The organism is Pseudomonas sp. FA117 (assembly GCF_057370475.1).
The window spans coordinates 1,698,468-1,722,301 of the sequence record NZ_CM170675.1; the positions used below are offsets into that span (position 1 = coordinate 1,698,468).

Consider the following 23,834-nt stretch of genomic DNA (forward strand, 5'->3'; position numbering starts at 1 on the left):
CCAGCCTTCATGGGCTCGCGCGGGCCGTGAGGGAGCGGCCTTGTGCCGTGAAAGGGGCGCAGGGCGCGACCAGGCCCTGGGTGATCGCCGGCTGACAAAATCTTCATCCTCGCCGGCCAGCCACGCTGAACGTCGGCCTGCCTGCATGGTCAGCTAAGTACGGATATCACTCACGGCTGTGCTTGCAAGAGGGTCGATCAATGAAAGAGTGGGAAGTCATCTTTGCTGACCAGAAGGGCGTACCGCAGTCCCTGCTGCTCACCAGCGAGCACCTGCCCAGCGAAGAAGATGCCGCGCGGGCGATCCGCTCCAAGCTGTTTCCGCTCATGGATGAACTGGACCTCAACGATTTCCAGGACCGCAAGCCTTCTCCCACGGCGCTGTGGCTCAAGGAGCAGAACGGCGTGATCATCACCACCATCCACGAGGCGCCCTGAGCGCCGTCCACTGGCAAGGTGCCGCTACTGGCACTACGCTGGACAGAGGCATCGCTCTTCTGCGGGGCGGTGCCGTTTTCAGTCGCGTCTTGCATCAGCTCGAACTGCCAGGCCCCCAGCGGGCCGCTGGCAGGTGCGTAGTGCACGGAAAGTCTATCCCTTGGGTTTTCAGGAGGACGTTTCATGAGCAGCCAGAACGAAGACATCAGCAGCAGCGTGCTTCGCCAGATGAAAGCGGGTGGTTTCGACTTCACCCGGATCCATCCCATCGAGTTCTACGCCACCTTTCCGGACGAAGTCAGGGCACGCCGGGCCGCGGGGCAATTCCGCGGAGAGTCGATCAATGCCCAGGTACGCGAGCGCGATGACGGCGCCTGGCACCTGGAACTGAGCAAGGTCATGTACGCCACCTACCGAGGGATCGGGGCTTTCGAGCAAGCGTTCGAGGCGGTGATCGTGCCGCTGGGCGGCGAGGTCGAGGGCTGGGGCGTCAAGCAGGAAAGGCTTATCGCCTGAGGCGTTCGGGGCTGCTTGGCGGCCCCGCGCACGTTCATCGAGGTCGTCGCCCGGCCATGTGTCCGAGGTAGGCGATCAACGCATCGAGTTCCTCATCGTTCAACACCGCCTTCGGGAAGCCCGGCATGCGCGCCTGCGGCCACTGCCTGAGGCTCTGCGGGTCGCGAATGTATTGGCGCAGGTAACCTGGCTGGAAGTATTCGGTGGGGTTGTGCGGCAGGTTCAGGTCCGGCCCGAACTGGGCATCGCCGGCGCCATTGAGGCGATGACAGGCCAGGCAGTTCTGCTGGAACAGGGCGAAGCCCTGGCGCACCGGGTCCTGTGCAGGCAGCCCCGGCGCTGGCAGCAAGGCGGGGAAGCGCTCGGCGACCGGCGCCAGGCGGCGGATGGACGCCATCTGGTAGGGCCACTGTTCAGGGCGGATGCCGCTTGCTTCAGGATCGGTCCAGACCAGGTAGAACGGGCCGGCACCGGGTTTGTCCGGTGCCAGTGCAGGCCAAGGATGACGCGGGTCTTCCACGGCGACCCAGGCGCGTGCCGGGCCTTGCTGCAGCAGTGGGGCGGCGGGCATTTCTGCGGCAAAGCCATCCAGCGCCACCGCTTGCAGGTGGTCGCCGGGCTTGATGCCTTCGAGCAGGGTCGCCAGCGGTACGGCGCGGTAATGCATCGCGCGCTTGTAGGCGACATCCTGCGGGATGTCGATGTCACGCGCCTGGGGATGCTCGAGCAGCTCTGCGCTCTGCCATTGACGATGCTGGCCGCTGCCCAGTTCCAGCGTCAGCTGCGCAGCCGCCAACGGCAGGCTGAGCAGCAGCAACAGCAGGCTCAGGTAATGGCGCATGAATGATCTCCAACCCCGGAAGGTCGGCAGATTACCCTTGTGCAGCCGGTGAATGCCACCGCTGTCGTCAGCCGAACAAGCGCGTCAGGTTCGGCAGGATCAGCAGCAATGTGGTGGCGAAGAGTATGAGTCCGGCTTGGCGTAGCTTCGAGTGTCTGAACATGGCGGACCGCCTTCTTGTTGTTATTCCTGAATAGCCGTTGGCTTCCTTGTCTCGTGTCGGGTCGATCACTGTGGCGTTCGAACGGGCGAGTGAACGCCGCTGTTGATTGCCTCTTTCAGATGTGTCTACACCCAACAGTAGGGCGAACATCACCCTTGTTTGAGAACCCTTTGTTCTAACCGCTGAAGCGGAAATTTCCGAACGTTATGAGGCCACTGGCCATTTAGCTGGCATGCTCTGGCTAGACGCGTCGTGGATGCCGGGCCGGGGCCTGCTGTACAGCGACCGTTCGTCAGTGCACACCTCTTGCTTGTACGTGTCTTTCGCGTCAGTCTCTACATCAGTTTCCATCACATGTCGTTCAGGACTATTCCTATGTCGTTACGCATCTGCATCCTTGAAACCGATGTCCTGCGACCGGAGCTGACCGCGCAGTACCAGGGCTACGGAAGGATGTTCGAGCAGCTGTTCTCGCGTCAGCCGATCGCCGCCGAGTTTCGCGTCTACAACGTGATGAACGGCGACTACCCACCCGACGGTGAAACCTTCGATGCCTACCTTGTGACCGGCAGCAAGGCGGACTCGTTCGGTAGCGATCCGTGGATCCAGACCCTCAAGGCCTACCTGCTCAAGCTCTATGAGCGTGGCGAGAAGCTGTTGGGTGTGTGTTTCGGTCATCAGCTGCTGGCACTGGTGCTCGGCGGCAAGGCCGAGCGCGCCGACCGTGGCTGGGGGCTGGGCATCCATCGCTACAGCCTGGCGGCCCATGCGCCGGGGATGGACCCCGAGGTGACCGAGCTGACCATGCTGATCAGCCACCAGGACCAGGTCACCGAGTTGCCCAAGGGCGCAACCCTGATTGCCTCCAGCGACTTCTGCCCGAATGCCGCCTATCACGTGGGTGACCAGGTGCTGTGCTTCCAGGGGCATCCGGAGTTTGTCCACGATTACTCCCGTGCGCTGCTCGATGCGCGCCAGGACGTCCTGGGGGATGAGGTGTATCACAAGGCGGTGGCAAGCCTTGCCACCGACCATCAGGGTGATCTGGTCGGCGAGTGGATGCTGCGGTTCATCCAGCAGCCACGCAAGGGCCGGCAGAGCGCGGCCTGACCCTGGTACCGCGTCGCGCTTGTCGCGGCGCGGTATTGCGCCCCTCTACAACCACCCCGAGCGCTTGAAGCTCGCATAGAGTCCTGCGCACCCTGCGCCGATCACCCCCAGCACCACGAAGTACCCGTAGTGCCAGCCCAGCTCGGGCATGTTCTGGAAGTTCATCCCGTAGATCCCGGCGATGGCGGTGGGGAAGGCCAGGATCGCCGCCCAGGCCGCGAACTTGCGTTGCACGATGCTCTGGCGTGACGACTCCAGCAGCATGCCGATCTCGATGGTCTGGCTGGCGATGTCGCGTATCCCGACCAGGTCTTCCATCTGCCGCGTGACGTGGATCTGCACGTCGCGAAAGTACGGGCGCATGTTCTTGTCGATGAAGGGAAAGCTCAGGCGCTGCAGTTCCTCGCCGATCTCCACCATCGGTGCCACGTAGCGGCGAAGCCGCAGGATATCGCGGCGCAGGCTGTGCAGGCGGCGAATGTCCTGCTCCTGCAGCGAACCGCTGAGCACGCTCTGCTCCAGCTCTTCGATCTCGCCGTGGATTGCCTCGCTGACCGGCTGGTAGTTCTCGGTGACGAAGTCGAGCAGGGCGTAGAGCACGAAGTCCTCGCCGTGTTCGAGCAGCAGTGGCCGCGCTTCGCAGCGCTGGCGCACCAGGGCGTAGGATTTCGAGTGGCCGTTGCGGCAGGTGATGATGTAGCCGTTGCCGGCGAAGATGTGGGTCTCGATGAACTCCAGCTTGCCCTCGTGACGCACCGGTGAGTAGGTGACGATGAACAGGGCGTCGCCGAAGGTCTCCAGCTTGGGCCGGCTGTGCTTTTCCAGCGCATCTTCGATGGCCAGTTCATGCAGGCCGAACTGGCGTTGCAGGTTGGCCAGTTCCTGGGCGTTGGGTTCCTCCAGGCCGATCCAGACGAAGTGGCCAGGTTTGCGCGCCCACTCGCTGCCTTCGTCGAGGCTGATGTTGGTGACCTTTCTCCCGGCGCTGTACACCGCCGCTGCGACGACTCGACCCATGGTTGCCTGCTTTTTCGGTTGGACACCCGCACAGCTTGGGCCGTGGCGCCGCGCACCGCAAGCGCCTGGCTCAGGCCTGCGGCAATTCCCGCTCCATCCGCTCGATGCTGTGCTGCATCTGCGTCCGGCACTGCTCCATCAGCGCAGGCACGTCCTGCTGGCCCAGCCCCTGGGTGCTGATCGGCGGCAGGGAACGGACGATCACGGTGCGTCGACGCCAGCTGTTCAGGCTCAGGCGCCTGGAGTAGCGGCTTACACACACCGGCACGATCGGCACACCGGCCTCCACGGCCATGTGGAACGCACCTTTCTTGAAGGCCAGCAGTTGCTCGGACGGATTGCGCGTGCCTTCCGGGAAGATCCAGATCGAGGTGCCGTCGCGCAGGATCCGCGTGGTCAGTTGCAGGGCCTTGCGCGCCTGGTAGGCGTTCTTGCGGTCGACCAGGACGTTGCCGCCCAGCCAGAACAGCTGCCCGAACAGGGGAATCCAGCCCAGGCTTTTCTTGCCGATGGCCACGGTACGCTGCGGGACGACCTGGCCCAGGATGAACAGGTCATAGTTGGACTGGTGGTTGGCGACGATCACGCAGCCCGGTGGCTGGTCCCACAAAGGGCCGACTTCGGCCTTGACCCGGATACCCATGAACCAGGCAGCCGGCACGCTGTAGAGGCGGGCGAACAGGCGGCTGTTGTCGGGATTGAAGGGGCGGCACAGGCCGATGACCAGGCCGACAGCGCCGACCAGCAGGAAGTGCAGCGCCAGAAGGAGCATGCGAAGCATATAGAGCATGGTAAGGCTCACACCAGACAGTCGCGGCGCAGTGTACGACTGTGCACTGGTCGGGGGCAAACCTGTGGCCAGGGCGCTGCCGTGCCCTGGCCATTGCGCAGCGGCGCGTTGCCGCTGCGGGGGCTGGTTTCAGCCCATGTGGCCCTTGTCGGCCTCGATCGCCTTGTCGAGGGTCTCCAGCAGCGCCTTGCGCACTTTGAGCTTGGTGTTCTTGTGCGCCAGCATGTTGAGCTTCTTCAGCTCCCGCGCCGCGCTCAACGCCGCTTCCTGCAACTGCTCGGCCGGGACCACCTTGTCGAGGAAACCGGCCACTACCGCCCCGTGCGGGTCGAACACCTCGGCGTTGTTCACCGAGCGCTGGAAGCTCGAGCGGGTCAGGCGGTCGCGCGCCAGCTCGATGCCGGCGTGGTGCATGGTCATGCCGATCTGCACCTCGTTCAGGCAGATCTTGTAGGGCCCTTCGACGCCGATGCGGTAGTCGGCAGACAGCAGCAGGAATGCACCCTTGGCCACGGCGTTGCCAGGGCAGGCGACCACCACCGGGAAGGGGTGCGAAAGCAGGCGGCGGGCCAGGGTCGATCCGGCGGTGACCAGCTCGATCGCCTCGCGCGGCCCTGCGGTCATCACCTTCAGGTCATAACCGCCGGAGAGAATGCCCGGCTGGCCGGTGATGATCACCACCGCGCGTTCCTCCACGGCGCGGTCCAGCGCGGTATTGAAGGCGGTGATGACGTCGGGGGAGATCGCATTGACCTTGCCGTTGTTCAGGGTCAGGGTGGCGATGCCGTCTTCGGCGTGGTAGGTAATCAGCTCGCTCATGACAGAGTCCTTTGGGTGGCGTGGCGATGACGTTACCCAGCCGCGCGGGCCAGGTAAAGCGCCAAGGCTGACCGGCTGGTCAGCCTGTGCCACGCACGCCCTGGCGCAGCAGGGCAGGCGGGTGGGCGTGGAAAAAGCACAGGCCAGATTGGCAGCATTGCCCTGGCTGGCCGGGTTTTTCCGGGGCGAGGCTTAAGCGCATGAAAATTCTGAAAAAAATGCTTGCCAAAGGAAAGGTCTTCTACTAAATTAGCGCGCCTCGACAGGCTGAATAGCTTGAAGAGATCCGGTGAAGTGTCCGAGTGGTCGAAGGAGCACGCCTGGAAAGTGTGTATACGAGAAATCGTATCAAGGGTTCAAATCCCTTCTTCACCGCCACATTCCACGAAAACCCCGTAAATCATCGATTTACGGGGTTTTTCGTTTTCACGCCGAGTCGGCCTGTCCCAAACGGCGGCTCCGATCATTCGACGATCCCGAAGAATGAATTGGAGCTTGCGCCGATTATCATGCCGCCCACTGCTCAGTAGCATCGATCCCACACGATTGATACTGAGGTCCTGCATGAACTATCAAATTGAAAACAAGCTGGCGCTGGTGACCGGTTCGACCAAGGGCATCGGCTTCGCCACGGCGGTCATCCTCGCCCGCGAAGGTGCCCGGGTGATCCTCAATGGCCGTACCGAGGCCTCTGTCGGCGACGCCATCGCCCGGCTGCAAGGGCAAGTGCCTGCGGCGAAGGTCTTCGGTTTCGCCGGCGACCTGTCACAGGCCGAAGCCATCGATACCCTGGTGCGCCAGCATCCGGACGTCGAGATCCTGGTCAACAACCTGGGCATCTTCGATCCCAAGCCGTTCGAGGAGATTCCCGACAGCGACTGGCAGCACTTCTTCGACATCAACGTCATGTCCGGTGTGCGCCTGGCCCGTGCCTACCTGCCGGGCATGAAGCAGCGCAACTGGGGGCGCATGGTGTTCATCAGCAGCGAGAGCGCGATCCAGATCCCGGTCGAGATGGTCCACTACGGCATGACCAAGACTGCGCAGCTCGCCTTGTCGCGCGGTCTGGCCGAGTCTTGCGCCGGCACCAGGGTCACGGTCAATTCGGTGTTGCCTGGGCCGACCCGCTCCGAGGGCGTCAGCGACTTCGTCGACAAACTCTCCGGCGGGCAGTCGTTCGATGACTTCGAGAAGACCTTCTTCGAACAGGCCCGCCCCAGTTCGTTGTTGAAGCGCTTCACCACCCCCGAGGAGGTTGCCAACATGGTGGCCTATGTGTGCTCGGAAGCGGCTTCGGCGACCACTGGCGCGGCGCTGCGGGTCGATGGCGGGGTGGTCAGGAGCGCCTTCTGACGCCCTTCCACCGGCCTGAATGAAACGGCGACGCCTACCTGCATTGGCCGGTGGGCGTCGCCGTGGCGCAAGAATCAGTTGCCCGAAAGCCTGCCTGAAAGAAACTCGATAAAGGCCAGCGTTCGTCGATTGGGAATATCTTTTGGATAAACCGCATATAAATCGGCGCGCTCTTCCACTGCGTCGTCCAGCACAACTTCCAGCGTGCCGGCTTCGCGTTCCAGGCGAATATCCCATTCGTTCTTGATAATGACGCCCTTGCCTTCGACTGCCCATTGTCGAAGTACCGCGCCGTCATTGACGACCCGGTCACCGGTTACCTTCACCGACAGGCGCTTTCCCTCCACCCGGAAGTTCCAGATCGACAACGGTGCGCCGTTGCGTGAAAGGATCATGCAGTTATGCTGGGTGAGTGCCTGGGGATGGCCGGGCTTTCCGTGGGTGCGCCAATACTGTGGTGAGGCGCACACCACCCGCTTGCCACGGATCAACAGCTTGGCCTTGAGCCGCGAGTTCTCGAGTGGTCCGCTGCGAATGGCGACATCGATACCTTGATCCAGCAGGTTTTCGAGGCCGTCACTGAACAGCAGCGTCAGTTGTACCTTGGGGTGGCAGGCCATGAAGTCATCCGCCACGGACAACAGGCTGCGGCGACCGAAATCGTTGTTGACCGTGACGCGAATGGGGCCTTGCAGGTCATCCTGTTGGGTGATGTCACCGACGGCCGCATCCCAGGTCGCATGCATGCTCCTGGCGGCCTGCAGCAACAGGTTGCCCTCGTAGGTGAAGGTCAGCTTGCGGGTGGTTCTGGTAATCAGGCGCACCCCCATCTGCGCCTCGAGCTGCTGGATCATCAGGGTGATCGTCGAGGCGGAAACCGCGCGAGATCGAGCGACGGCCGAGAAACTACCCAGGTCGTCGATGTCGATCAGGATACGAAGAGCGTCGAGTCTGTCCATTACGTCGGCTGTTCAAAGGTGGATGCCTGAATATGGCGGCATGGGCCGCAAAGCGGCCCCGAGGATCTTAAGTGAACAGCATTACCCTGTGTACCGGAGTTTCCGTGGAGTGGGTCAGAAACTGACCGAAGCCGACAACCGCGCTGTGCGTGGCGCACCCTGGAACAGATAGTTGTCACCGAGGTAGTCGCCCACGTCGCGCCAGTAGCGCTTGTCGAACAGGTTGTCGACGCTCAGGCGCAGCACGGTGTCGTAGTCACCGATGCGGGTACGGTAGCGGCTGCCGATATCGAATACCGTGTAGCCGCCGACCTCGACGTTGCCCGCCTGGCTGGCATATTTGCTGGCGCTGTAGCGGGCACCGGCGAGCAATGCCAGGCCTGGTACCGGCAGGTTGTACTCGGCCTGCAGCGCGGCACGCAGGCGCGGTACGTTGATCGCCTGATGGCCTTCGTAGGCGTCGGTGCCGCTGTTCTGCACCCGGGCGCGAATCGCCGCGGCGCTGGCCTGCAGTTGCAGGTTCGAGGTCACCCAGCCGCTGGCGCCCAGCTCCAGGCCGGTGTTCTTCTGCTGGCCCTGCTGCACGTAGATCGGACGCCCGCTGTCTTGCGGACGGGCGTACTGGTAGGCCTGGCGGATCTGGAACAGCGCGGCGCTCAGGCTCATGCCTTTCCAGTCGCGCTTGATGCCCACTTCCAGTTGACGCGACAGGGTCGGGGCAAGGATCTCGGCAGCGTTGCTGGCGAACCAGGGTGCAGTACCGCCGGCCGACAGGCCCTTGGACCAGCTGGCATACAGCGTGGTGTCCGCTTGCGGCTTGTAGATCAGGGCTGCATTGGGCAGCAACTGGTACTGGCGGGTATGGCGACCGGGCGCGCCGGTTTCGTCCCAGGTCTTTTCGTCCAGGCGCACTTCGCGGGCGCCGAGCACGGTCTGCCATTGCTCGTTGAAGCTGATGCGGTCGCTGATGAACAGGCCGTACTGACGGCTGTCCAGGCGGCGTTCGCTATGGCCGACCGGCTTGTCGGACGGATCCAGCGCCGGCGCACCGGTGTAGATGTTTCCGCTGCCCAGCCACTCGTTGTAGTACGGACGCTGATCCAGGGTGCGGCGCTGAGCGCTGCTGCCAACCGTCAGCTCATGGCCGACGCCCAAGGCATCGAAATGCCCTTCGAGGGTGGCCTGGAGTTCGTCGGTGCGCCGTGTGTCGTCGGGGCTGCGGAAGTCGTAGATGCCGTAGTCGCCGCTGTCGGAGAAGAACGCATCGTCGCCGGAGCCCCAGGCGAACGCGCTGTAGTCGTCGATCACCACCTTGCTGCGCGACGCGCTGAGGGTGCCGGTCCAGGCCTCGCTGAAGCGGTACTCGAAACGCCCGCCCAGGTTCAGCGAATCGTTCTGCACAGGCTTGGCCCAGTGCTGGTAGGCCAGGCGGTCGTCAGGGTCGATGCCGTGGGGCACCTGGGTGCCGCCGAGCAACTGGTAGCCAGGCACCGAGCGTTGTTCGCGGTGCTGGTACTCGGCGTCGAGCTGCAGGGTGGCGTCGGGGTTGATCTGCCAGTCGAAGGCCAGGGAGGCGAAGTCGCGCTTGCCGTCGGCGTGGTCGACGTAGCTGCGGATATCTTCGTGGGCCAGGTTGGCGCGCAGGCCGAACTGTTTTTCGCTGCCGAACCAGCCGCCCAGGTCGGTGGCCAGGTAGCGCTCGCCCTGTTCGTTGGTCGAGACGGTGACGCTGCGTACATCCTCGGCGCGCTTGGTCACGTAGTTGACCAGCCCGCCGGGTTCGGACACGCCGCTCTGCAGGCCCGACAGCCCCTTGAGCAGTTCGACCTGCTGCTTGTTCTCGAGGGCCACGTTCTGCTCGCCGGCGATGGTCTGGCCGTTGATCCGGTAGCTGCTGGCGGCATTGAGCTCGAAGCCGCGCACGTTGAAGTTCTCGTAGTAGCCGATCGGCGCGTAGCTTTCGCCGACCGAGGCATCGCTTTGCAGCACCTCGCTGAGCAGGCGCACCTGGCGGTCGTCGAGCAGTTGACGGCTGAATACGCTGACCGAGGCCGGAGTATCGAGCAGCGGCGCGGCATGCCAGCCGCCGACCTGGGCTTCGCGAGGTTGATAGCCGTCGTCGCCGCTGCGCTCGGTGACCTGCAAGGGGGCGAGGGTCACGCGTTCATCGGCCAGACCCTGGCCAGCATGCAGCGCAAGGCCCAGGCCAAGCAGGCCGAGGGGCAGGCGGGGGCGAAGCGGGGTCATGCAAGGCTCCTTGGAAGGCGGACGCGCCGGTATGCTCCGGCTGCAGCCGGTGGGGCGGTTGGCAAAGGGGGCGCAATGGTAGCAGGGGTGTCAGGGGCTGTGCGGTGTTCTTTTCGCGAGCTTGCCCGCGAAAAGAACACCTCGATCAGTCAGACGAACTCGAACCCGATCGTTTTACCTGGCGGCCGAGCGCTGACGCTGGCGCCAGGTGTCGTCGATCTTCGACCAGGTCTTGCCGTCGGTGATGGCCAGCAGCTTGCGACCATCCTTGAAAGTGGCGAGGAAGGTGGCCTCTTCCTCCTTGCCGCCGAGCCACAGGCCGGCCAGCAGGCCGACCGGGCCGGCCACCAGGGCGCCGGCCACGCCCCAGCCGAGGGCAGCGCCGAGGCTGCGGTTCGATTCCAGGCTGGCAAGCCTGAGGTCCTTGACCCGTGCCAGCGAGATGCGCTCCCCGGGGGAGGGACTGCGAGGGGTCTTGAGTGTGAGCGATCCGTTGCGATACTCGCCTTCACCTTGCAAGAAATCGCCGGATTGCACCGTGAGTCTTGTCATTGTGTCGTCCTGTCAGTGGAAGGGCTGTGACCAGCATCTACTGAGCGCCGCGCCCCTCGGCAAGTCAACGGCCAGGCGACGGAGGGTCGTGCGACCGGTTGTCGCGAGCCCCGAGGCCATTAACGAACGACGACGCGCAATCACCAGTGCGACGTCGCGTTTTCATAATAAAACTTCCTGGCCTTGAATAATAAACCGGCCAGTCATTATCTGGACTATGGGTACTCTCCAATACGCCTGCGTATAAACAATTTGCGCAAATAACAGCGGCGCAGTTGTTGATTGTCCGTTCGGAAGATTGACGTCAAAAAACACTGGACAGAAAGTTTCAGAATGTGTCAGTTTTTTTGCGCCTCACAAGGGCGAGTGACAGGATGCTCTCGCCGAAAGTTTGAGCGTTCCTGTCGAACTATTTCCGCAAACAAGGAAGTGTCTGCATGTCGAAAGTCAAAGCAAACGCTGTTGTTTCCGCCGCTTCGGTATTGCAACCGAACGGGCCGAGTTCGGCCTTCGGGCTGATCAACAGCTTCGCCCACCAGTACGACCGCGGTGGCGCGAACATCAATGGCAAACCCTCGTTCACCGTCGACCAGGCCGCCACTCAGCTGCTGCGCGACGGGGCGTCCTGGAAGGACTTGAACAAGGACGGCACCATCAGCCTGACCTACACCTTCCTGACCAAGGCACCGGCAGATTTCGTCAGCCGTGGCCTGGGCAGCTTCAGCCAGTTCAGCAACCAGCAGAAGGCCCAGGCCAAGCTGGCCATGGAGTCCTGGGCCGATGTGGCCAAGCTGAGCTTCACCGAGGCCGCCTCCGGCGGTGACGGCCACATGACCTTCGGCAACTTCAGCGCCAGCAACGGCGGGGCGGCGTTCGCCTACCTGCCGTTCGACGGCCGAGGCTCGCACAAGGGCGAGTCGTGGTACCTGATCAACAACGGCTACCAGGTGAACATCAACCCGGACACCGGCAACTACGGCCGCCAGACCCTGACCCACGAAATCGGCCACGTGCTCGGTCTGTCCCACCCCGGCGACTACAACGCCGGCGAGGGCAACCCGAGCTACCGTGACGCTTCGTACGCACAGGACACCCGCGGCTACAGCGTCATGAGCTACTGGAGCGAGAGCAACACCGCGCAGAACTTCGTCAAGGGTGGTGGGCAGTACTACGCCTCGGCACCCCTGATGGACGATATCGCGGCGATCCAGAAGCTCTACGGCGCCAACTACGCCACGCGTTCGGGCGATACCGTGTACGGCTTCAACTCCACCGCCGACCGCGACTTCTACTCGGCCACCTCGGCGTCGTCGAAGCTGGTGTTCAGCGTGTGGGACGGTGGCGGCAACGATACCCTGGACTTCTCCGGGTTCACCCAGAACCAGAAGATCAACCTCAACGAGGCGTCGTTCTCCGATGTAGGTGGCATGATCGGTAACGTGTCGATCGCCAAGGGCGTGACCGTGGAGAACGCCATCGGTGGGTCGGGCAACGACCTGCTGATCGGCAACGCGGTGGCCAACGTGCTCAAGGGTGGTGCCGGCAACGACATCATCTACGGCGGTGGCGGGGCTGACACCCTCTGGGGTGGCAGCGGTGCAGACACCTTCGTCTATGCCGCCATCAGCGATTCGACGGCCAAGGCGCCGGACCGGATCATGGATTTCGTCAGCGGCCAGGACAAGATCGATCTGTCGGCCATCTCGGCGTTTTCCCAGGGCAAGCTGCCGTTAGAGTTCGTCAGTGCCTTCAGCGGACATGCCGGCGAGGCGATCCTGAGCTATGACCAGGCCACCAACCTGGGCAGCCTGTCCATCGACTTCACCGGAAACAGCCTCGCTGACTTCCTGGTGACCACCGTGGGTCAGGCCGTCGCCACGGATATCGTGGTCTGACGGGGCGGGAGCGGCTCACGCGGGCCGCTCCCTGCCACCGGAGGTGGATGGATGCGAACACGCAAACCGATGATCGTGCTGGGCGCGATTTCCCTGATGTCGATGACCGAGGTAGGTATGGCGAGCAGCCTGCTACTCCCCAACGCTGCGCAACTGGCCGGACGCTGGCAGCTTTATCCACAACAGCAGCAGGCCGACGCCTGCCGACTGAACCTGACAGCCAGCGAGGGTTCGCTGGCAGGCGACCTGGCCTGTGCCGAAGCGCTGCTCGGGGTACGGCCGGGCAGCTGGTTGGTCACCCCCGATACCCTGGCCTTCGTGGCCGGTGATGGCAGCACCGCAGTGCACTTCAGTCGCCAGGGCGCCGGTCGTTATACCTGGACTTCAGCGTCGGGCAGCACCCTGGTGCTGGAACGCCTGGATAATTAAACCCGCCAGCCGGTTATATCGACAGTAAGGGCGAAACATGAAACTTCCGAGCAACAGGCCCGGCGCACTTTTGTGGGCGGCACTTGGCGAATTCAAATCGACCTTGATCAGCGTCGGGTGTTTTACCGCGCTGATCAATATCCTCATGCTGGTGCCCTCTATTTATATGTTGCAAGTGTACGACCGAGTCCTCACTTCGCAGAATGAAACGACCTTGTGGATGTTGACCCTGATGGTGGTGGGTTTCTTCATCTATATGGGTGTCCTGGAAGCCGTGCGCAGTTTCATCGTGATTCGGGTTGGCCAACAACTGGAACAGCGTTTCAACCTCAGGATCTATCGCGCCGCCTTCGAGCGCAACTTGCGCCAGGGTGACGGTGCCGCGGGTCAGGCTTTGAACGACATGACCCAGGTGCGCCAGTTCGTCACCGGCCCTGCGCTGTTCGCTTTCTTCGATGCCCCGTGGTTTCCGGTGTACCTGGCGGTAATCTTCCTGTTCAACGTCTGGCTGGGTGTGCTGGCCAGCGCCGGTGCGCTGCTGCTGGTGCTGCTTGCAGTGCTCAACGAGCGCCTGACCCAGCGTCCGCTGGCCGAGGCGAGCAGCCTGCAGCAGCAATCGAGCAGCCTGGCCGGCAGCCAGTTGCGCAATGCCGAGAGCATCCAGGCCATGGGCATGCTTGGCGCCCTGCGCCAACGCTGGTTCAGCCTGCACGGGCGGTTTCTGGAACTGCAGAACCGCGCCAGCGATACCTCGGCGATGATCACCGCGACCAGCAAGGCGCTGCGCCTGTGCCTGCAATCGCTGGTGCTGGGGCTTGGTGCGCTGCTGGTGATCGAAGGCCAGATGACCCCGGGCATGATGATCGCCGGCTCCATTCTGATGGGTCGCGTGCTGGCGCCGATCGACCAGCTCATCGCGGTGTGGAAGCAATGGAGCGGCGCGCAGTTGGCCTACAGACGGCTGGAGAATTTGCTGCAGGAACATCCCGAACCACCTGCACCGATGCCGCTGCCGGCACCGAGCGGGCAGCTGTTGGTGGAGCAGCTCAGTGGTGGGCCGCCCGGGCGCAAACTGGCCACCCTGCAACAGGTCGGTTTCGCCCTGGCAGCGGGTGAGGTGCTGGGTGTGCTGGGGGCCTCGGGGTCCGGCAAGTCGACCTTGGCCAGGCTGCTGGTGGGGGTCTGGCAACCGCTGGCGGGCCATGTGCGCCTGGACGGCGCCGAGCTGGCCCAGTGGGATCGCGATGCGCTCGGCCCGCACATCGGCTACCTGCCGCAGAGCATCGAGCTGCTGCGTGGCAGCATTGCCGAGAACATTGCCCGCTTCGGCGAACTGGACGGCCACAAGGTGGTGGAGGCTGCGCGCCTGGCCGGTGTGCACGAGCTGATCCTGCGCCTGCCGCAGGGCTACGACACCCGCCTGGGCGAGGACGGTGGCGACCTTTCCGGCGGCCAGAAGCAGCGCATCGCTCTGGCCCGGGCGCTCTACGGCAATCCGTGCCTGATCGTGCTCGACGAACCCAATTCCAATCTCGACAGCCTGGGCGAAGCGGCGCTGGCCAACGCCATCGTCCAGCTCAAGGTGCTGGGCCGCACCGTGGTGCTGGTGACCCATCGCTCGGCGGCGCTGGCCCAGGCCGACAAGCTGCTGGTGATGAACGAAGGGCGGATGCAGGCCTTCGGTCCGGCCCGCGACATTCTTCAGGCGCTAGGGCAGGGCACTGCCCAGCGTCCGCTGCAAGCCGGAGGTGGTGCATGAACCGCGCGACAAGGGATGCCCGTTTTCATGTGCGCCTGGGTTGGCTGCTGACCCTGCTGGGTTTTGGCGGCTTCATGGCCTGGGCCAGCCTGGCGCCGCTCGACCAGGGCGTGGCGGTGCAGGGCACCGTGGTGGTGTCGGGCAAGCGCAAGGCGGTGCAGTCGATGGCTGCCGGGGTGGTCAGCCGCATACTGGTCAGCGAAGGCCAGGCGGTGCGCCAGGGCGAGCCGTTGTTCCGTCTCGACCGCACCCAGGTGCAGGCCGATGTCGAAGCACTGCAGGCCCAGTACCGCATGGCCCAGGCCAGCCTGGCGCGCTGGCGCGGGGAGCGGGATAACGCAGCGCAGGTGCAGTTTCCGTCGCAGCTGTCGGATGACACCGACGCGCAACTGGGCCTGGTCCTGGAAGGCCAGCGGCAATTGTTCGACAGCCGTCGCCAGGCCCTGGCCCGCGAGCAGGCCGCGCTGTCGGCCAGCATCGACGGCTCGCAGGCGCAACTGGGCGGCATGCGCCGGGCGCGCGGCGACCTGCAGGCCCAGGCCGATTCCCTGCGCGAGCAGCTGGACAACCTGCGCCCGCTGGCCGGTGACGGCTACATTCCACGCAATCGCGTGCTCGAGTACCAGCGCCAGTTGTCCCAGGTGCAGCGCGACCTGGCGCAGAACGCCGGCGACAGTGCGCGCCTGGAGCAGGGCATCGTCGAGGCCCGGCTCAACCTGCAGCAGCGCCGCGAGGAATACCAGAAAGAGGTGCGCACGCAGTTGGCCGAGGCCCAGGTCAAGACCGCCACCCTCGAGCAGCAGCTCAACTCGGCACGCTTCGAGCTGCGCCACAGCGAGATCCTGGCGCCGGCCGACGGCATCGCCGTCAACCTGGGCGTGCATACCGAGGGTGCGGTCGTGCGGGCAGGCGACACCTTGCTGGAGATCGTGCCCCAGGGCACGGCGCTGGAGGTGGAGGGGCGTCTGCCGGTGAACCTGGTGGACAAGGTCGCGCCGCAGTTGCCGGTCGACATCCTGTTCACCGCCTTCAACCAGAACCGCACGCCACGGGTCACGGGCGAGGTGGCGCTGGTGTCGGCCGACCAGTTGCTCGATGAGCGCAGCGGCCAGCCGTACTACGTGCTGCGCAGTACGGTCAGCGAAGAAGCGCTGGCACGCCTGCAGGGCCTGTCGATCCGTCCGGGCATGCCGGCCGAGCTGTTCGTGCGTACCGGCGAGCGCTCGCTGCTCAACTACCTGTTCAAGCCCCTGCTCGACCGAGCCGGCAGCGCCTTGACCGAACAATGAGGACGCTGCAATGAAGTCATCTGCACTCGGCCTGCTGGCCGCCCTGGCGATGCTGCCAGTCGCGGCCCAGGCCGGCATGGGGCCGTTCCAGGTCTACGAGCAGGCACTGCGCCGCGATCCGACCTACCTCGCGGCCTTCAAGGCCCGCGAGGCCGGCCAGGAATACCGGGCCATCGGTCGCGCCGCCTTGCTGCCCAACCTGTCCTACAACTACAACAAGGGTCGCAACGACTCCAAGGCCACCTACCTGGGGGATTCACGTCGCTCGAGTGAAGACCGGCGCTATGACAGCTACGGTTCGACCTTCATCCTCCAGCAGCCGCTGTTCGACTACGAAGCCTATGCCGCCTACCGCAAGGGCGTGGCCCAGGCGCTGTTCGCCGACGAAAGTTTCCGCGACCAGAGCCAGCAGTTGCTGGTACGGGTAATGACCAGCTATACCCAGGCCCTGTACGCGCGGGACCAGATCGCCATCAGCGTGGCCAGCAAGCAGGCCTATCGTCAGCAGTTCCAGCAGAACCAGCGGCTGTTCCAGGCCGGCGAGGGCACGCGGACCGATATCCTCGAGGCCCAGGCCCGTTTCGAACTGGCCGATGCCGAGGAGATCCAGGCGCGTAACGATGAAGATGCCGCCCTGCGCGAACTCGGTGCACTGATCGGCGAGCCGGCGGTGCGCATCGACGAACTGGCGCCGCTGCGCAGTGGTTTCGCCTTGCCGCAGGTCACGCCCGTCAGCTATGAGGCCTGGCAATCGCTGGCCCTGGCCAGCAATCCGCAGCTCGGTTCGCAGCGTCATGCACTGGAAGTGGCGCGCTACGAGGTCGAGCGCAACCGTGCCGGGCACCTGCCCAAGGTCAACGCCTTCGCTACCTCGCGGCGCCAGGAGTCGGACAGCGGCAACACCTACAACCAGCGCTACGATACCAATACCGTCGGCATCGAGATCAGCCTGCCGCTGTTCGCCGGCGGCGGCGTCAGCGCCTCGACCCGTCAGGCCAGCCGCCACCTGGAGCAGGCCGAATACGAGCTCGACGGCAATACCCGCACGACCCTGATCGAGCTGCGCAAGCAGTACAACGCCTGTGAGTCCGGGGCCAGTCGTCTGCGTGCCTACCAGCGGGCACTGCAGGCGGCCGAGGCGCTGGTGGTGTCGACGCGCAAGAGCGTGCAGGGGGGGGAACGGGTCAACCTGGATGTGCTCAATGCCGAACAGCAACTGGCGACCACCCGACGCGACCTCGCTCGGGCGCGCTACGACTACCTGTTGGCCTGGATAAAACTGCATTACCAGGCGGGGACCTTGAGCGAAGCGCAGTTGGCGCGGGTGGACGAGGCTTTCGTGGTCGCGGGCGGTTGAGGAGCAGCCGGCGGGCTGCTCCTGCTCCGGCTGGCTCAGGCGGCGAAACCGCCGTCGGCCAACAGGCTGGCCCCGGTGATGTAGCCGGCTTCAGGGCCGGCCAGGTAAGCGACGAAGCTGGCGATTTCATCGGCATGCCCGTAGCGTCCGATGGCCATCAATTGCACCAGGCTTTCAGCGAAATCGCCGTTGGCCGGGTTCATGTCGGTGTCCACCGGGCCGGGCTGCACATTGTTGACGGTGATGCCCTGCGGGCCAAGGTCACGGGCCATGCCGCGGGTCAGGCCGACCAGCGCCGACTTGCTCATGGCGTAGGGGGCGCCGCCTGCGAAGGGCATGCGCTCGGCGTTGGTGCTGCCGATGTTGATGATCCGGCCGCCCTGGCCCATGTGCCGGGCAGCGGCCTGGCTGGCGACGAACACGCTGCGCACGTTGATGGCCAGCATCCGGTCGAATTCGTCGAGGTCGAACTCGGTGACCGGTGCCACCGCCAACACCCCGGCGTTGTTGACCAGGATGTCGATGCGGCCGAAGGCCTTCACCGTGTCGTTCACCGCCAGCTGTATCGCCTTGGCATCGGCGCTGTCGGCGTGCAGGGCCAGGGCCTGACCGCCCTCGGCCTCGATCTGCTCGACCAACGCCTGGGCCGGGCCCGCCGAGCTGATGTAGGTGAACGCCACCTGCGCGCCCTCGCGGGCCAGACGCCGTACGATGGCGGCACCGATGCCGCGCGAACCGCCCTGGACCAGGGCGACCTTGCCTTCGAGACTGGATACTTGGGACATGCTGCTCTCCTGAAGCGAGCAAGGCTGAATGCCTTGGATGACGCCAGTATCGGATGATGATTACGCCTTGATAAGATGGTAATTCTTTGTGTCAGAGTAAACTTCTGGTTGGGAATCGCAGATGGAATCCTTCAGCAGCCTCGAATGCTTCATCACCAGCGCCGAAGTCGGCAGTTTTGCCGAAGCCGCCCGGCGCCTGTCGCTGACGCCTGCGGCAGTGGGCAAGAACGTCGCCCAGCTGGAGGCGCGCCTGGGGGTACGGCTGTTCCAGCGCAGCACGCGCAAGCTGACGCTGACCGAAGCCGGTCGTTGTTTTCTCGGCGAGATCACCGAGAGTTTCCGCACCATTCAGTATGCCGTAGCCAACCTTGCCAGCATCGAGGGCCAGGCAGCCGGGGTGCTGCGGGTCAGCATGGGCATCGTGTTCGGGCGGCTGTACGTGTTGCCGCTGCTCGGTGAGTTCTTGCGCCGGTATCCGGCGATCACCCCGGACTGGCATTTCGATAACCGCCAGGTCGACCTGATCGGCCAGGGCTTCGATGCCGCCATCGGCGGTGGTTTCGATCTGCCCCCGGGGGTGGTTGCGCGCAAGCTGGCGCCCGCGCATCGGGTGCTGGTCGCAGCTCCCGAGTACCTGGAGCGGCATGCACCGATCCTGGCGCCTGAGCAATTGCCCGTGCACGACGGCATCCTGATCCGCTCGCCGCAGACCGGTCGCGTGCGTTCATGGCCGCTGACCAGTCGCTCCGAGCAGCAGCATCCGTTGCAACTGCGTCAGGCAATGACCATGAGCGACTCGGATGCGGCCTGCGCGGCAGCCGAGCAGGGGCTGGGCATCGCCCTGGTGAGCCTGCCGTTCGCCGTGCCGTATTTCGCCAGCGGGCGTTTGTGCCGGGTGCTGCCGGACTGGTACGTGGATGATGGCCACGTCAGCCTTTACTACGCCGAGCGCAAGCTGCTGCCGGGCAAGACCCGGGCGTTCATCGATTACCTGGTGGCCTGTTTCGAGGCCCAGGGGCTGGCCCGGCGGTTCGATGCCCTGGCCGGGGGCGCATGAACCGGAACTGCGGCCGCGCAGCGGCCGTCAGTCGGCGTCGACGATGAACTGCAGCTGAGTCACCCCGGCGAGCACCAGGCTCACCTCGTCATCCACTTTCTTGCCGATCAACTGCTGGCCCAGCGGTGAGCGCGGGGTGATCACGGTAACCTGCCCAGGGCCTTCGCCGATCTTCAGCCCGGCGCCTTCGGGGCCGAGAAACAGCTGCTGCCGACGGCCCTGCTCATCCTCCAGCGTCACCCGGTTGCTGAGCTGGATCCCGCGCGCCGGATCGTAGTCGCGCAGCACCAACTGCTGGTAGCTCAGCAGTGCCTGGCGGATCTCGGCAGTACGGCGCGCCTGGCCGGTGGCGAGGTAGGAGGCTTCGAGCCCCAGTGTATCGTACTTGTTCTCGGCGATGTTCTCTTCGGCGGTGGCGGTTTCGTAGGCCGTCTGGGCGGCTTGGCGCAACACTTCCATGTCGAGCTCCAGTGCCTCGACGATGCCTGTGAGCAGGGTGGCCTTGTCCATGTCAGTTACAGAACTCCAGCACGTTGGCCTGGCTCTTGTCGGTCGGCGCGTTGCGGTTCTGCTGCAGCCAGAACTGGCACTTGGGGTTGTTCAGGTTACGCGGGTCGGCTTCGATGGCCTGTTGCGCCTGCTGTTCGTGCAGGATCTCCTTGTAGCGCTCGAACATCGCTTGCTGGGCGTCGGCCGGTTGCGCCTGTGGCGCGGCGGCAGGCACAGGGGCGATGTGTGCCGGCGCCGCTGCCCGGGCCAGCGGCTCCACCTGCTGGGGCCACAACTGCCAGGCCAGCCACAGGCTCAGGGCAATGGCCACGGCGCCGAGCCACAGGCCGAAGGCCACGCAGACAATCAACTGCAGGGGCTTGAGGGTGATCTTCAGTTCATGGCGGCGGGGCATGGTGGCCTCCTTGCAAGATGAATCGTTCGGGCATTGTCGCACGGTGGATTGCTGTTGGTTCAGCGCATCATCGATCCGGCTCAGAACGTATTGCCAAGATTCAGGTACACCGCCTTCTGGTGCTCGCTGTTGGCGCCGTAGCTGATGTTGACCGGCCCCAGTGGCGTATCCAGGCCCAGGAAGATGCTGGCGGCGTTGATGTAGCCGCTGTCGAAGTCGTTGCCGTTGTTCCAGGCCCGCCCACGTTCCAGCGAGCCACCCAGGTACAGCGGGAAGTCCAGTGGCAGGTAGGCGCGCGGAGTCAGGCGGCGGTAGTAGACCATGCGCATCAGGCTGATGTTCTGGCCTGACACCGAATCCTGGCGGAAGCCCGACAACTGCCGCGCGCCGCCGAGCACGAAGCTCGAAGTCACCACCTCGGCGTCGTCCAGAGAGCGTCCGTAGCGCCCACCGAGCACCCAGGTGTTCGGTCCATGGCTGAGGGCCTTGTCGATATGGAACTGCCACTGGCGGTAGTCGGTGTCGGAGTCCAGCGAACGGTCGTACTTGCGCAGGGTCAGGCCGATGTCTTCGCCGCTGTGCGGGAAGTACACGTTGTCGAGGGTGTCGAACGAATACTTCAGTTCATAGAAGCCTTCGTTGAAGCTGACCTTGGGCAGGTCCTGGGCGCCGATGCGCACCTCGGCTTCGCCCCAGGCCTTGCCCACGCCTAGCCGCACTTCGCCGTAGGTGCCGATCTGGCGCCCGAAGTTCAGGCCGAAGCCATAGCGCTCCAGGCGGTATTCGGCCACCGGGTCGTTGTCCAGGGTGGCCTCGATGTTCTGCGAGCCGAGTGCCAGGTAGGGTGCGACGAAATAGCGCGAACCGACGTCCAGCGGCTGGTAGAACTCGCTGTAGAGCTCCTGCTGGTCACCGATCTGCGCGCGGGTCAGCCATTCGGCACCCAGGCGGTTGATGCCGTTTACCCGGTAGCTTGCACCGAGGTTGAAGGCGCTGTCGCCGCGCATGTCGTCCGACAGGTTCAGGCCCAGGCGCAGGTAGTCGGTACCGCCGGTCTTGCCACGGGCGTTGATCACCAGGGTGTTGTCATCGCCCTTGTGCACCACGCGATACTGCACGCGGTCGAAGTAGTCCAGGCCGTAGAGGGTGCCCATGTCGGTTTGCAGGCGCTCGAGCTCCAGCGGCTCGCCGATCGGCTGGCGGATGTAGTAGCGGATCACGTCGTCGCTGACCTTGGAGTCGTTCTCGACCTTGATCGCGGTGATCACCGGGGTGCGCTGGCGTGGCGAGCGGGCCACCGCAAGCGAGCTGTCGCCTTCGGCCTGGCGCAAGCCTGCCAGGCGTGTGTCGAGCGCGCGGGTGGCGCGGTAGCCGGCGTCGATCATGTCCTGGGCGCGACCGAAGTCGGTAACGCCGAAGGACGCCAGCGGCGGCTGCACGAGGATGTCCTCGCGACGCAGACTGGCCAGTTGCTCCTCGGAGTTGCGCCGGGTCATCAGGGTGATCGACTGGTTGAGCACATCCACCACGGTCGCCAGTTGCTTGCGGTTGCGCAGCGGTGTGCCGATGTCGACCACGATGGCCATGTCCACGCCCATCTCGCGCACCACGTCCAGCGGGATGTTGTCGACCATGCCGCCGTCTACCAGCAAGCGTCCATCGAGTTCGACCGGGGCGAACACCGCCGGGATCGACATGCTGGCGCGCACCACCTGCGGCAGGTGGCCACGGCGGAACACCACCTTCTCGCCGCTGGCGATGTCGGTAGCGACGGCGCGAAACGGGATCGGCAGCTTGTCGAAGTCGCGAATGTCGGCGGTGTGGGCCAGCTTGCTTTCCAGCAGCAGCGACAAGTTCTGGCCCTGGATCACGCCCAGCGGCAGGCCGAGGCTGCCGTCGTCGCGAAAGCTCAGCTTCTGCTTGACCAGGAAGTCGCGGTCATCCTGCTTGCGCCGGAACGGCACATCCTTGCGCGGCGGGGCGTCGGAGAGCGCCTGCTGCCAGTCGAGGGTGCGCGCCAGGTGCTCGAGCTCCTCGACGCTGTAGCCGGAGGCGTACAGGCCGCCGACCACCGCGCCCATGCTGGTGCCGGCGATGGCGTCGATACGCACGCCCTGTTCCTCCAGGGCCTTGAGCACGCCGATGTGGGCGAGGCCGCGGGCGGCGCCGCCGGACAGCACCAGGCCGACCTTGGGGCGGGCTGCCTCCGCGGCCAGGGTGCAGAAGGAGGTGAGCGTCAGCAACAGGCATAACAGCAGACGATGCATCGTGAGTCTCAAAGCGTTGGGCAAAGACCGCTAGTATAAGCGGCTCACCCGCGCAGGAGATGTTTGCCCATGGCCAATGCCAAGCCCGAAATCGTCATCACTTATTGCACGCAGTGCCAGTGGCTGCTGCGTGCTGCCTGGCTGGCGCAGGAGTTGCTCAGCACCTTCACCGACGACCTTGGCCGTGTGGCTCTGGAACCGGGCACCGGCGGGGTGTTTCGCATCACCTGCGACGGCACGCAGATCTGGGAGCGCAAGACCGACGGTGGTTTCCCTGAAGCCAAGGTGCTCAAGCAGCGGGTGCGCGACCATATCGACCCGCAGCGCGACCTGGGGCACAACGATCGTTGATCAGGCGCCTTCGGCCAGGCTTTCGCGCCGCGGCGGTTGCTCGGCCGACAGCCGGCTGGAGAGCACGATGGCGAAGATGATCAGCGCGCCGCCGGCGAGCATGCGCAGGGTGGGCGTTTCAGCGAACACCATCCAGGCCACGGCGATGCCGTAGACCGGCTCCATGCCGAACACCACCGAGGCGGTGCGCGCCTTGATCACTGCAAGGCTGGCGACGAACAGGCTGTGCGCCACGCCCGTGCAGAAGATGCCGAGCAGGGCGATCCACAGCCAGTCCATGGCTTTGACCGCGCCCAGGCCGGGCAGGGCGAAGGGCAGCAGGCACAGGCCGACCACCAGGTTCTGGCACAGTGCCGACTGAACCGCGGGCAGGCGACCGGAGCCGGCGCGGTTGGTCAGCGACAGCAGCGAGAACAGCAATCCCGACAGCAGGGCCCAGAGCAGGCCGCCGGTGGCCTCGCTGGCCAGGTCGAAATCCGGCGTGACCAGTACCAGGCCAATGCTGACCAGCAGCACCAGCAGCGCTTCGTTGCGGCGGATGCGTTCGCGGAACAGCACCCCTTCGAGGATCACGGTGAAGGCCGGGAAGCTGGCAAAGCCCAGGGTGGCGATGGCCACGCCGCCGACCCGCACGGCGATGAAGAAGCTCACCCAGTGACCGGCCAGGAGCAGGCCGCCGAGCAGCAGGCGACGCAGGTCCTGGGCTGCGAGCCGCTGCCAGCCCTGGCGTGCGAGGCCGGCGAACAGCGCCAGGGCCAGCACGGCGAACAGCGCGCGGCCGAAGACGATGACCGAGGGCGTGGCGCTGGCGGCCAGCTTGCCGAAGACGCCGGTGAGGCCGAAGAACAATGCGCCGATGTGCAGCGCGCCGAGGGCGGTACGGTGGTTCATGATGAGTCCTTGCTCGAGGTCTTTGCTGGCGTGCTGGCGCGTTCAC

Annotated in this window: 23 protein-coding genes and 1 tRNA gene; 12 read left to right on the top strand and 12 right to left on the bottom strand. The window is 64.7% G+C overall.

What is annotated here, in order from left to right:
• Positions 1-200: 200 nt before the first annotated feature.
• Both AC1TXO_RS07970 and AC1TXO_RS07975 read left to right on the top strand, forming a co-directional pair.
• A complete protein-coding gene (locus tag AC1TXO_RS07970) occupies positions 201-437 on the top strand; it encodes a hypothetical protein (protein WP_402758005.1) in 237 nt (78 codons plus the stop codon).
• Positions 438-620: 183 nt separating this feature from the next.
• On the top strand, positions 621-953 hold the full coding sequence (locus AC1TXO_RS07975; protein WP_486405808.1) for a ribonuclease E inhibitor RraB: 333 nt from the start codon (positions 621-623) through the stop codon (positions 951-953).
• A 34-nt stretch (positions 954-987) separates the two neighbouring features.
• Here the strand turns inward: AC1TXO_RS07975 and AC1TXO_RS07980 are convergent, their stop codons facing one another.
• Positions 988-1,794 carry a cytochrome c gene (locus AC1TXO_RS07980; protein ID WP_486405809.1) on the bottom strand — a complete coding sequence of 269 codons (807 nt, stop codon included), beginning with the start codon at positions 1,792-1,794 and terminating at the stop codon, positions 988-990.
• Positions 1,795-2,332: 538 nt separating this feature from the next.
• Here AC1TXO_RS07980 and AC1TXO_RS07985 point away from each other — a divergent pair.
• Complete coding sequence (locus AC1TXO_RS07985) at positions 2,333-3,067, top strand: amidotransferase (RefSeq protein WP_486405810.1); 735 nt, start codon at positions 2,333-2,335, stop codon at positions 3,065-3,067.
• 45 nt (positions 3,068-3,112) lie between these two features.
• Here the strand turns inward: AC1TXO_RS07985 and AC1TXO_RS07990 are convergent, their stop codons facing one another.
• The 3 genes from AC1TXO_RS07990 to AC1TXO_RS08000 all read right to left on the bottom strand — a co-directional run bounded on the left by AC1TXO_RS07990 (position 3,113) and on the right by AC1TXO_RS08000 (position 5,693).
• Entirely contained in the window at positions 3,113-4,084 is a 972-nt protein-coding gene (locus tag AC1TXO_RS07990; protein WP_486405811.1) for a magnesium and cobalt transport protein CorA, read from the bottom strand.
• A 70-nt stretch (positions 4,085-4,154) separates the two neighbouring features.
• On the bottom strand, positions 4,155-4,874 hold the full coding sequence (locus AC1TXO_RS07995) for a lysophospholipid acyltransferase family protein (RefSeq protein WP_486405812.1): 720 nt from the start codon (positions 4,872-4,874) through the stop codon (positions 4,155-4,157).
• Positions 4,875-5,003: 129 nt separating this feature from the next.
• A complete protein-coding gene (locus AC1TXO_RS08000) occupies positions 5,004-5,693 on the bottom strand; it encodes a crotonase/enoyl-CoA hydratase family protein (RefSeq protein WP_486405813.1) in 690 nt (229 codons plus the stop codon).
• Between the two features lie 288 nt (positions 5,694-5,981).
• Between AC1TXO_RS08000 and AC1TXO_RS08005 the strand changes: the two genes are divergently transcribed.
• Positions 5,982-6,071: transfer RNA gene (locus tag AC1TXO_RS08005), tRNA-Ser, on the top strand.
• Positions 6,072-6,257: 186 nt separating this feature from the next.
• Positions 6,258-7,046, top strand: a complete 789-nt coding sequence (locus tag AC1TXO_RS08010; protein WP_486405814.1) for an SDR family NAD(P)-dependent oxidoreductase — start codon at positions 6,258-6,260, stop codon at positions 7,044-7,046.
• A gap of 74 nt (positions 7,047-7,120) precedes the next feature.
• Here the strand turns inward: AC1TXO_RS08010 and AC1TXO_RS08015 are convergent, their stop codons facing one another.
• The 3 genes from AC1TXO_RS08015 to AC1TXO_RS08025 form a co-directional block, all read right to left on the bottom strand.
• Complete coding sequence (locus AC1TXO_RS08015; protein WP_486405815.1) at positions 7,121-8,005, bottom strand: LysR family transcriptional regulator; 885 nt, start codon at positions 8,003-8,005, stop codon at positions 7,121-7,123.
• Between the two features lie 114 nt (positions 8,006-8,119).
• The gene (locus AC1TXO_RS08020; protein ID WP_486405816.1) at positions 8,120-10,252 is read right to left on the bottom strand and encodes a TonB-dependent siderophore receptor; all 2,133 of its coding nucleotides are present in this window, start codon (positions 10,250-10,252) and stop codon (positions 8,120-8,122) included.
• A gap of 174 nt (positions 10,253-10,426) precedes the next feature.
• Entirely contained in the window at positions 10,427-10,804 is a 378-nt protein-coding gene (locus AC1TXO_RS08025; RefSeq protein ID WP_486405817.1) for a hypothetical protein, read from the bottom strand.
• Between the two features lie 437 nt (positions 10,805-11,241).
• Between AC1TXO_RS08025 and AC1TXO_RS08030 the strand changes: the two genes are divergently transcribed.
• The 5 genes from AC1TXO_RS08030 to AC1TXO_RS08050 are packed head-to-tail and all read left to right on the top strand — an operon-like array spanning position 11,242 to position 17,533.
• On the top strand, positions 11,242-12,699 hold the full coding sequence (locus AC1TXO_RS08030; RefSeq protein WP_486405818.1) for a serralysin family metalloprotease: 1,458 nt from the start codon (positions 11,242-11,244) through the stop codon (positions 12,697-12,699).
• Positions 12,700-12,750: 51 nt separating this feature from the next.
• Complete coding sequence (locus tag AC1TXO_RS08035; RefSeq protein WP_486405819.1) at positions 12,751-13,128, top strand: AprI/Inh family metalloprotease inhibitor; 378 nt, start codon at positions 12,751-12,753, stop codon at positions 13,126-13,128.
• Positions 13,129-13,165: 37 nt separating this feature from the next.
• Positions 13,166-14,887 (top strand): type I secretion system permease/ATPase, encoded by a 1,722-nt coding sequence (locus AC1TXO_RS08040; RefSeq protein WP_486405820.1) that lies wholly within the window; start codon positions 13,166-13,168, stop codon positions 14,885-14,887.
• On the top strand, positions 14,884-16,176 hold the full coding sequence (locus tag AC1TXO_RS08045) for an HlyD family type I secretion periplasmic adaptor subunit (RefSeq protein ID WP_486405821.1): 1,293 nt from the start codon (positions 14,884-14,886) through the stop codon (positions 16,174-16,176). Before AC1TXO_RS08040 ends, AC1TXO_RS08045 begins: the two co-directional genes overlap by 4 nt.
• Positions 16,177-16,186: 10 nt before the next feature.
• The gene (locus AC1TXO_RS08050) at positions 16,187-17,533 is read left to right on the top strand and encodes a TolC family outer membrane protein (protein WP_486405822.1); all 1,347 of its coding nucleotides are present in this window, start codon (positions 16,187-16,189) and stop codon (positions 17,531-17,533) included.
• 35 nt (positions 17,534-17,568) lie between these two features.
• Here AC1TXO_RS08050 and AC1TXO_RS08055 read toward each other — a convergent pair whose 3' ends face one another.
• A complete protein-coding gene (locus tag AC1TXO_RS08055; RefSeq protein WP_486405823.1) occupies positions 17,569-18,318 on the bottom strand; it encodes a 3-oxoacyl-ACP reductase family protein in 750 nt (249 codons plus the stop codon).
• Positions 18,319-18,439: 121 nt separating this feature from the next.
• Between AC1TXO_RS08055 and AC1TXO_RS08060 the strand changes: the two genes are divergently transcribed.
• Positions 18,440-19,375 carry a LysR family transcriptional regulator gene (locus AC1TXO_RS08060; RefSeq protein ID WP_486405824.1) on the top strand — a complete coding sequence of 312 codons (936 nt, stop codon included), beginning with the start codon at positions 18,440-18,442 and terminating at the stop codon, positions 19,373-19,375.
• A gap of 27 nt (positions 19,376-19,402) precedes the next feature.
• Here AC1TXO_RS08060 and AC1TXO_RS08065 read toward each other — a convergent pair whose 3' ends face one another.
• The 3 genes from AC1TXO_RS08065 to AC1TXO_RS08075 all read right to left on the bottom strand — a co-directional run bounded on the left by AC1TXO_RS08065 (position 19,403) and on the right by AC1TXO_RS08075 (position 22,546).
• Positions 19,403-19,885: a GreA/GreB family elongation factor gene (locus AC1TXO_RS08065; RefSeq protein WP_486405825.1), complete on the bottom strand. Its 483-nt coding sequence runs from the start codon at positions 19,883-19,885 to the stop codon at positions 19,403-19,405.
• Position 19,886: 1 nt separating this feature from the next.
• Entirely contained in the window at positions 19,887-20,279 is a 393-nt protein-coding gene (locus AC1TXO_RS08070; protein WP_486405826.1) for a hypothetical protein, read from the bottom strand.
• Positions 20,280-20,359: 80 nt separating this feature from the next.
• Positions 20,360-22,546 (bottom strand): patatin-like phospholipase family protein, encoded by a 2,187-nt coding sequence (locus AC1TXO_RS08075; protein WP_486405827.1) that lies wholly within the window; start codon positions 22,544-22,546, stop codon positions 20,360-20,362.
• Between the two features lie 69 nt (positions 22,547-22,615).
• Between AC1TXO_RS08075 and AC1TXO_RS08080 the strand changes: the two genes are divergently transcribed.
• Complete coding sequence (locus AC1TXO_RS08080; RefSeq protein WP_486405828.1) at positions 22,616-22,897, top strand: Rdx family protein; 282 nt, start codon at positions 22,616-22,618, stop codon at positions 22,895-22,897.
• On the opposite strand, the gene AC1TXO_RS08085 is transcribed toward AC1TXO_RS08080, so the two are convergent.
• The gene (locus tag AC1TXO_RS08085) at positions 22,898-23,788 is read right to left on the bottom strand and encodes a DMT family transporter (protein ID WP_486405829.1); all 891 of its coding nucleotides are present in this window, start codon (positions 23,786-23,788) and stop codon (positions 22,898-22,900) included. It abuts the gene before it with no gap.
• Positions 23,789-23,834 lie beyond the last annotated feature (46 nt).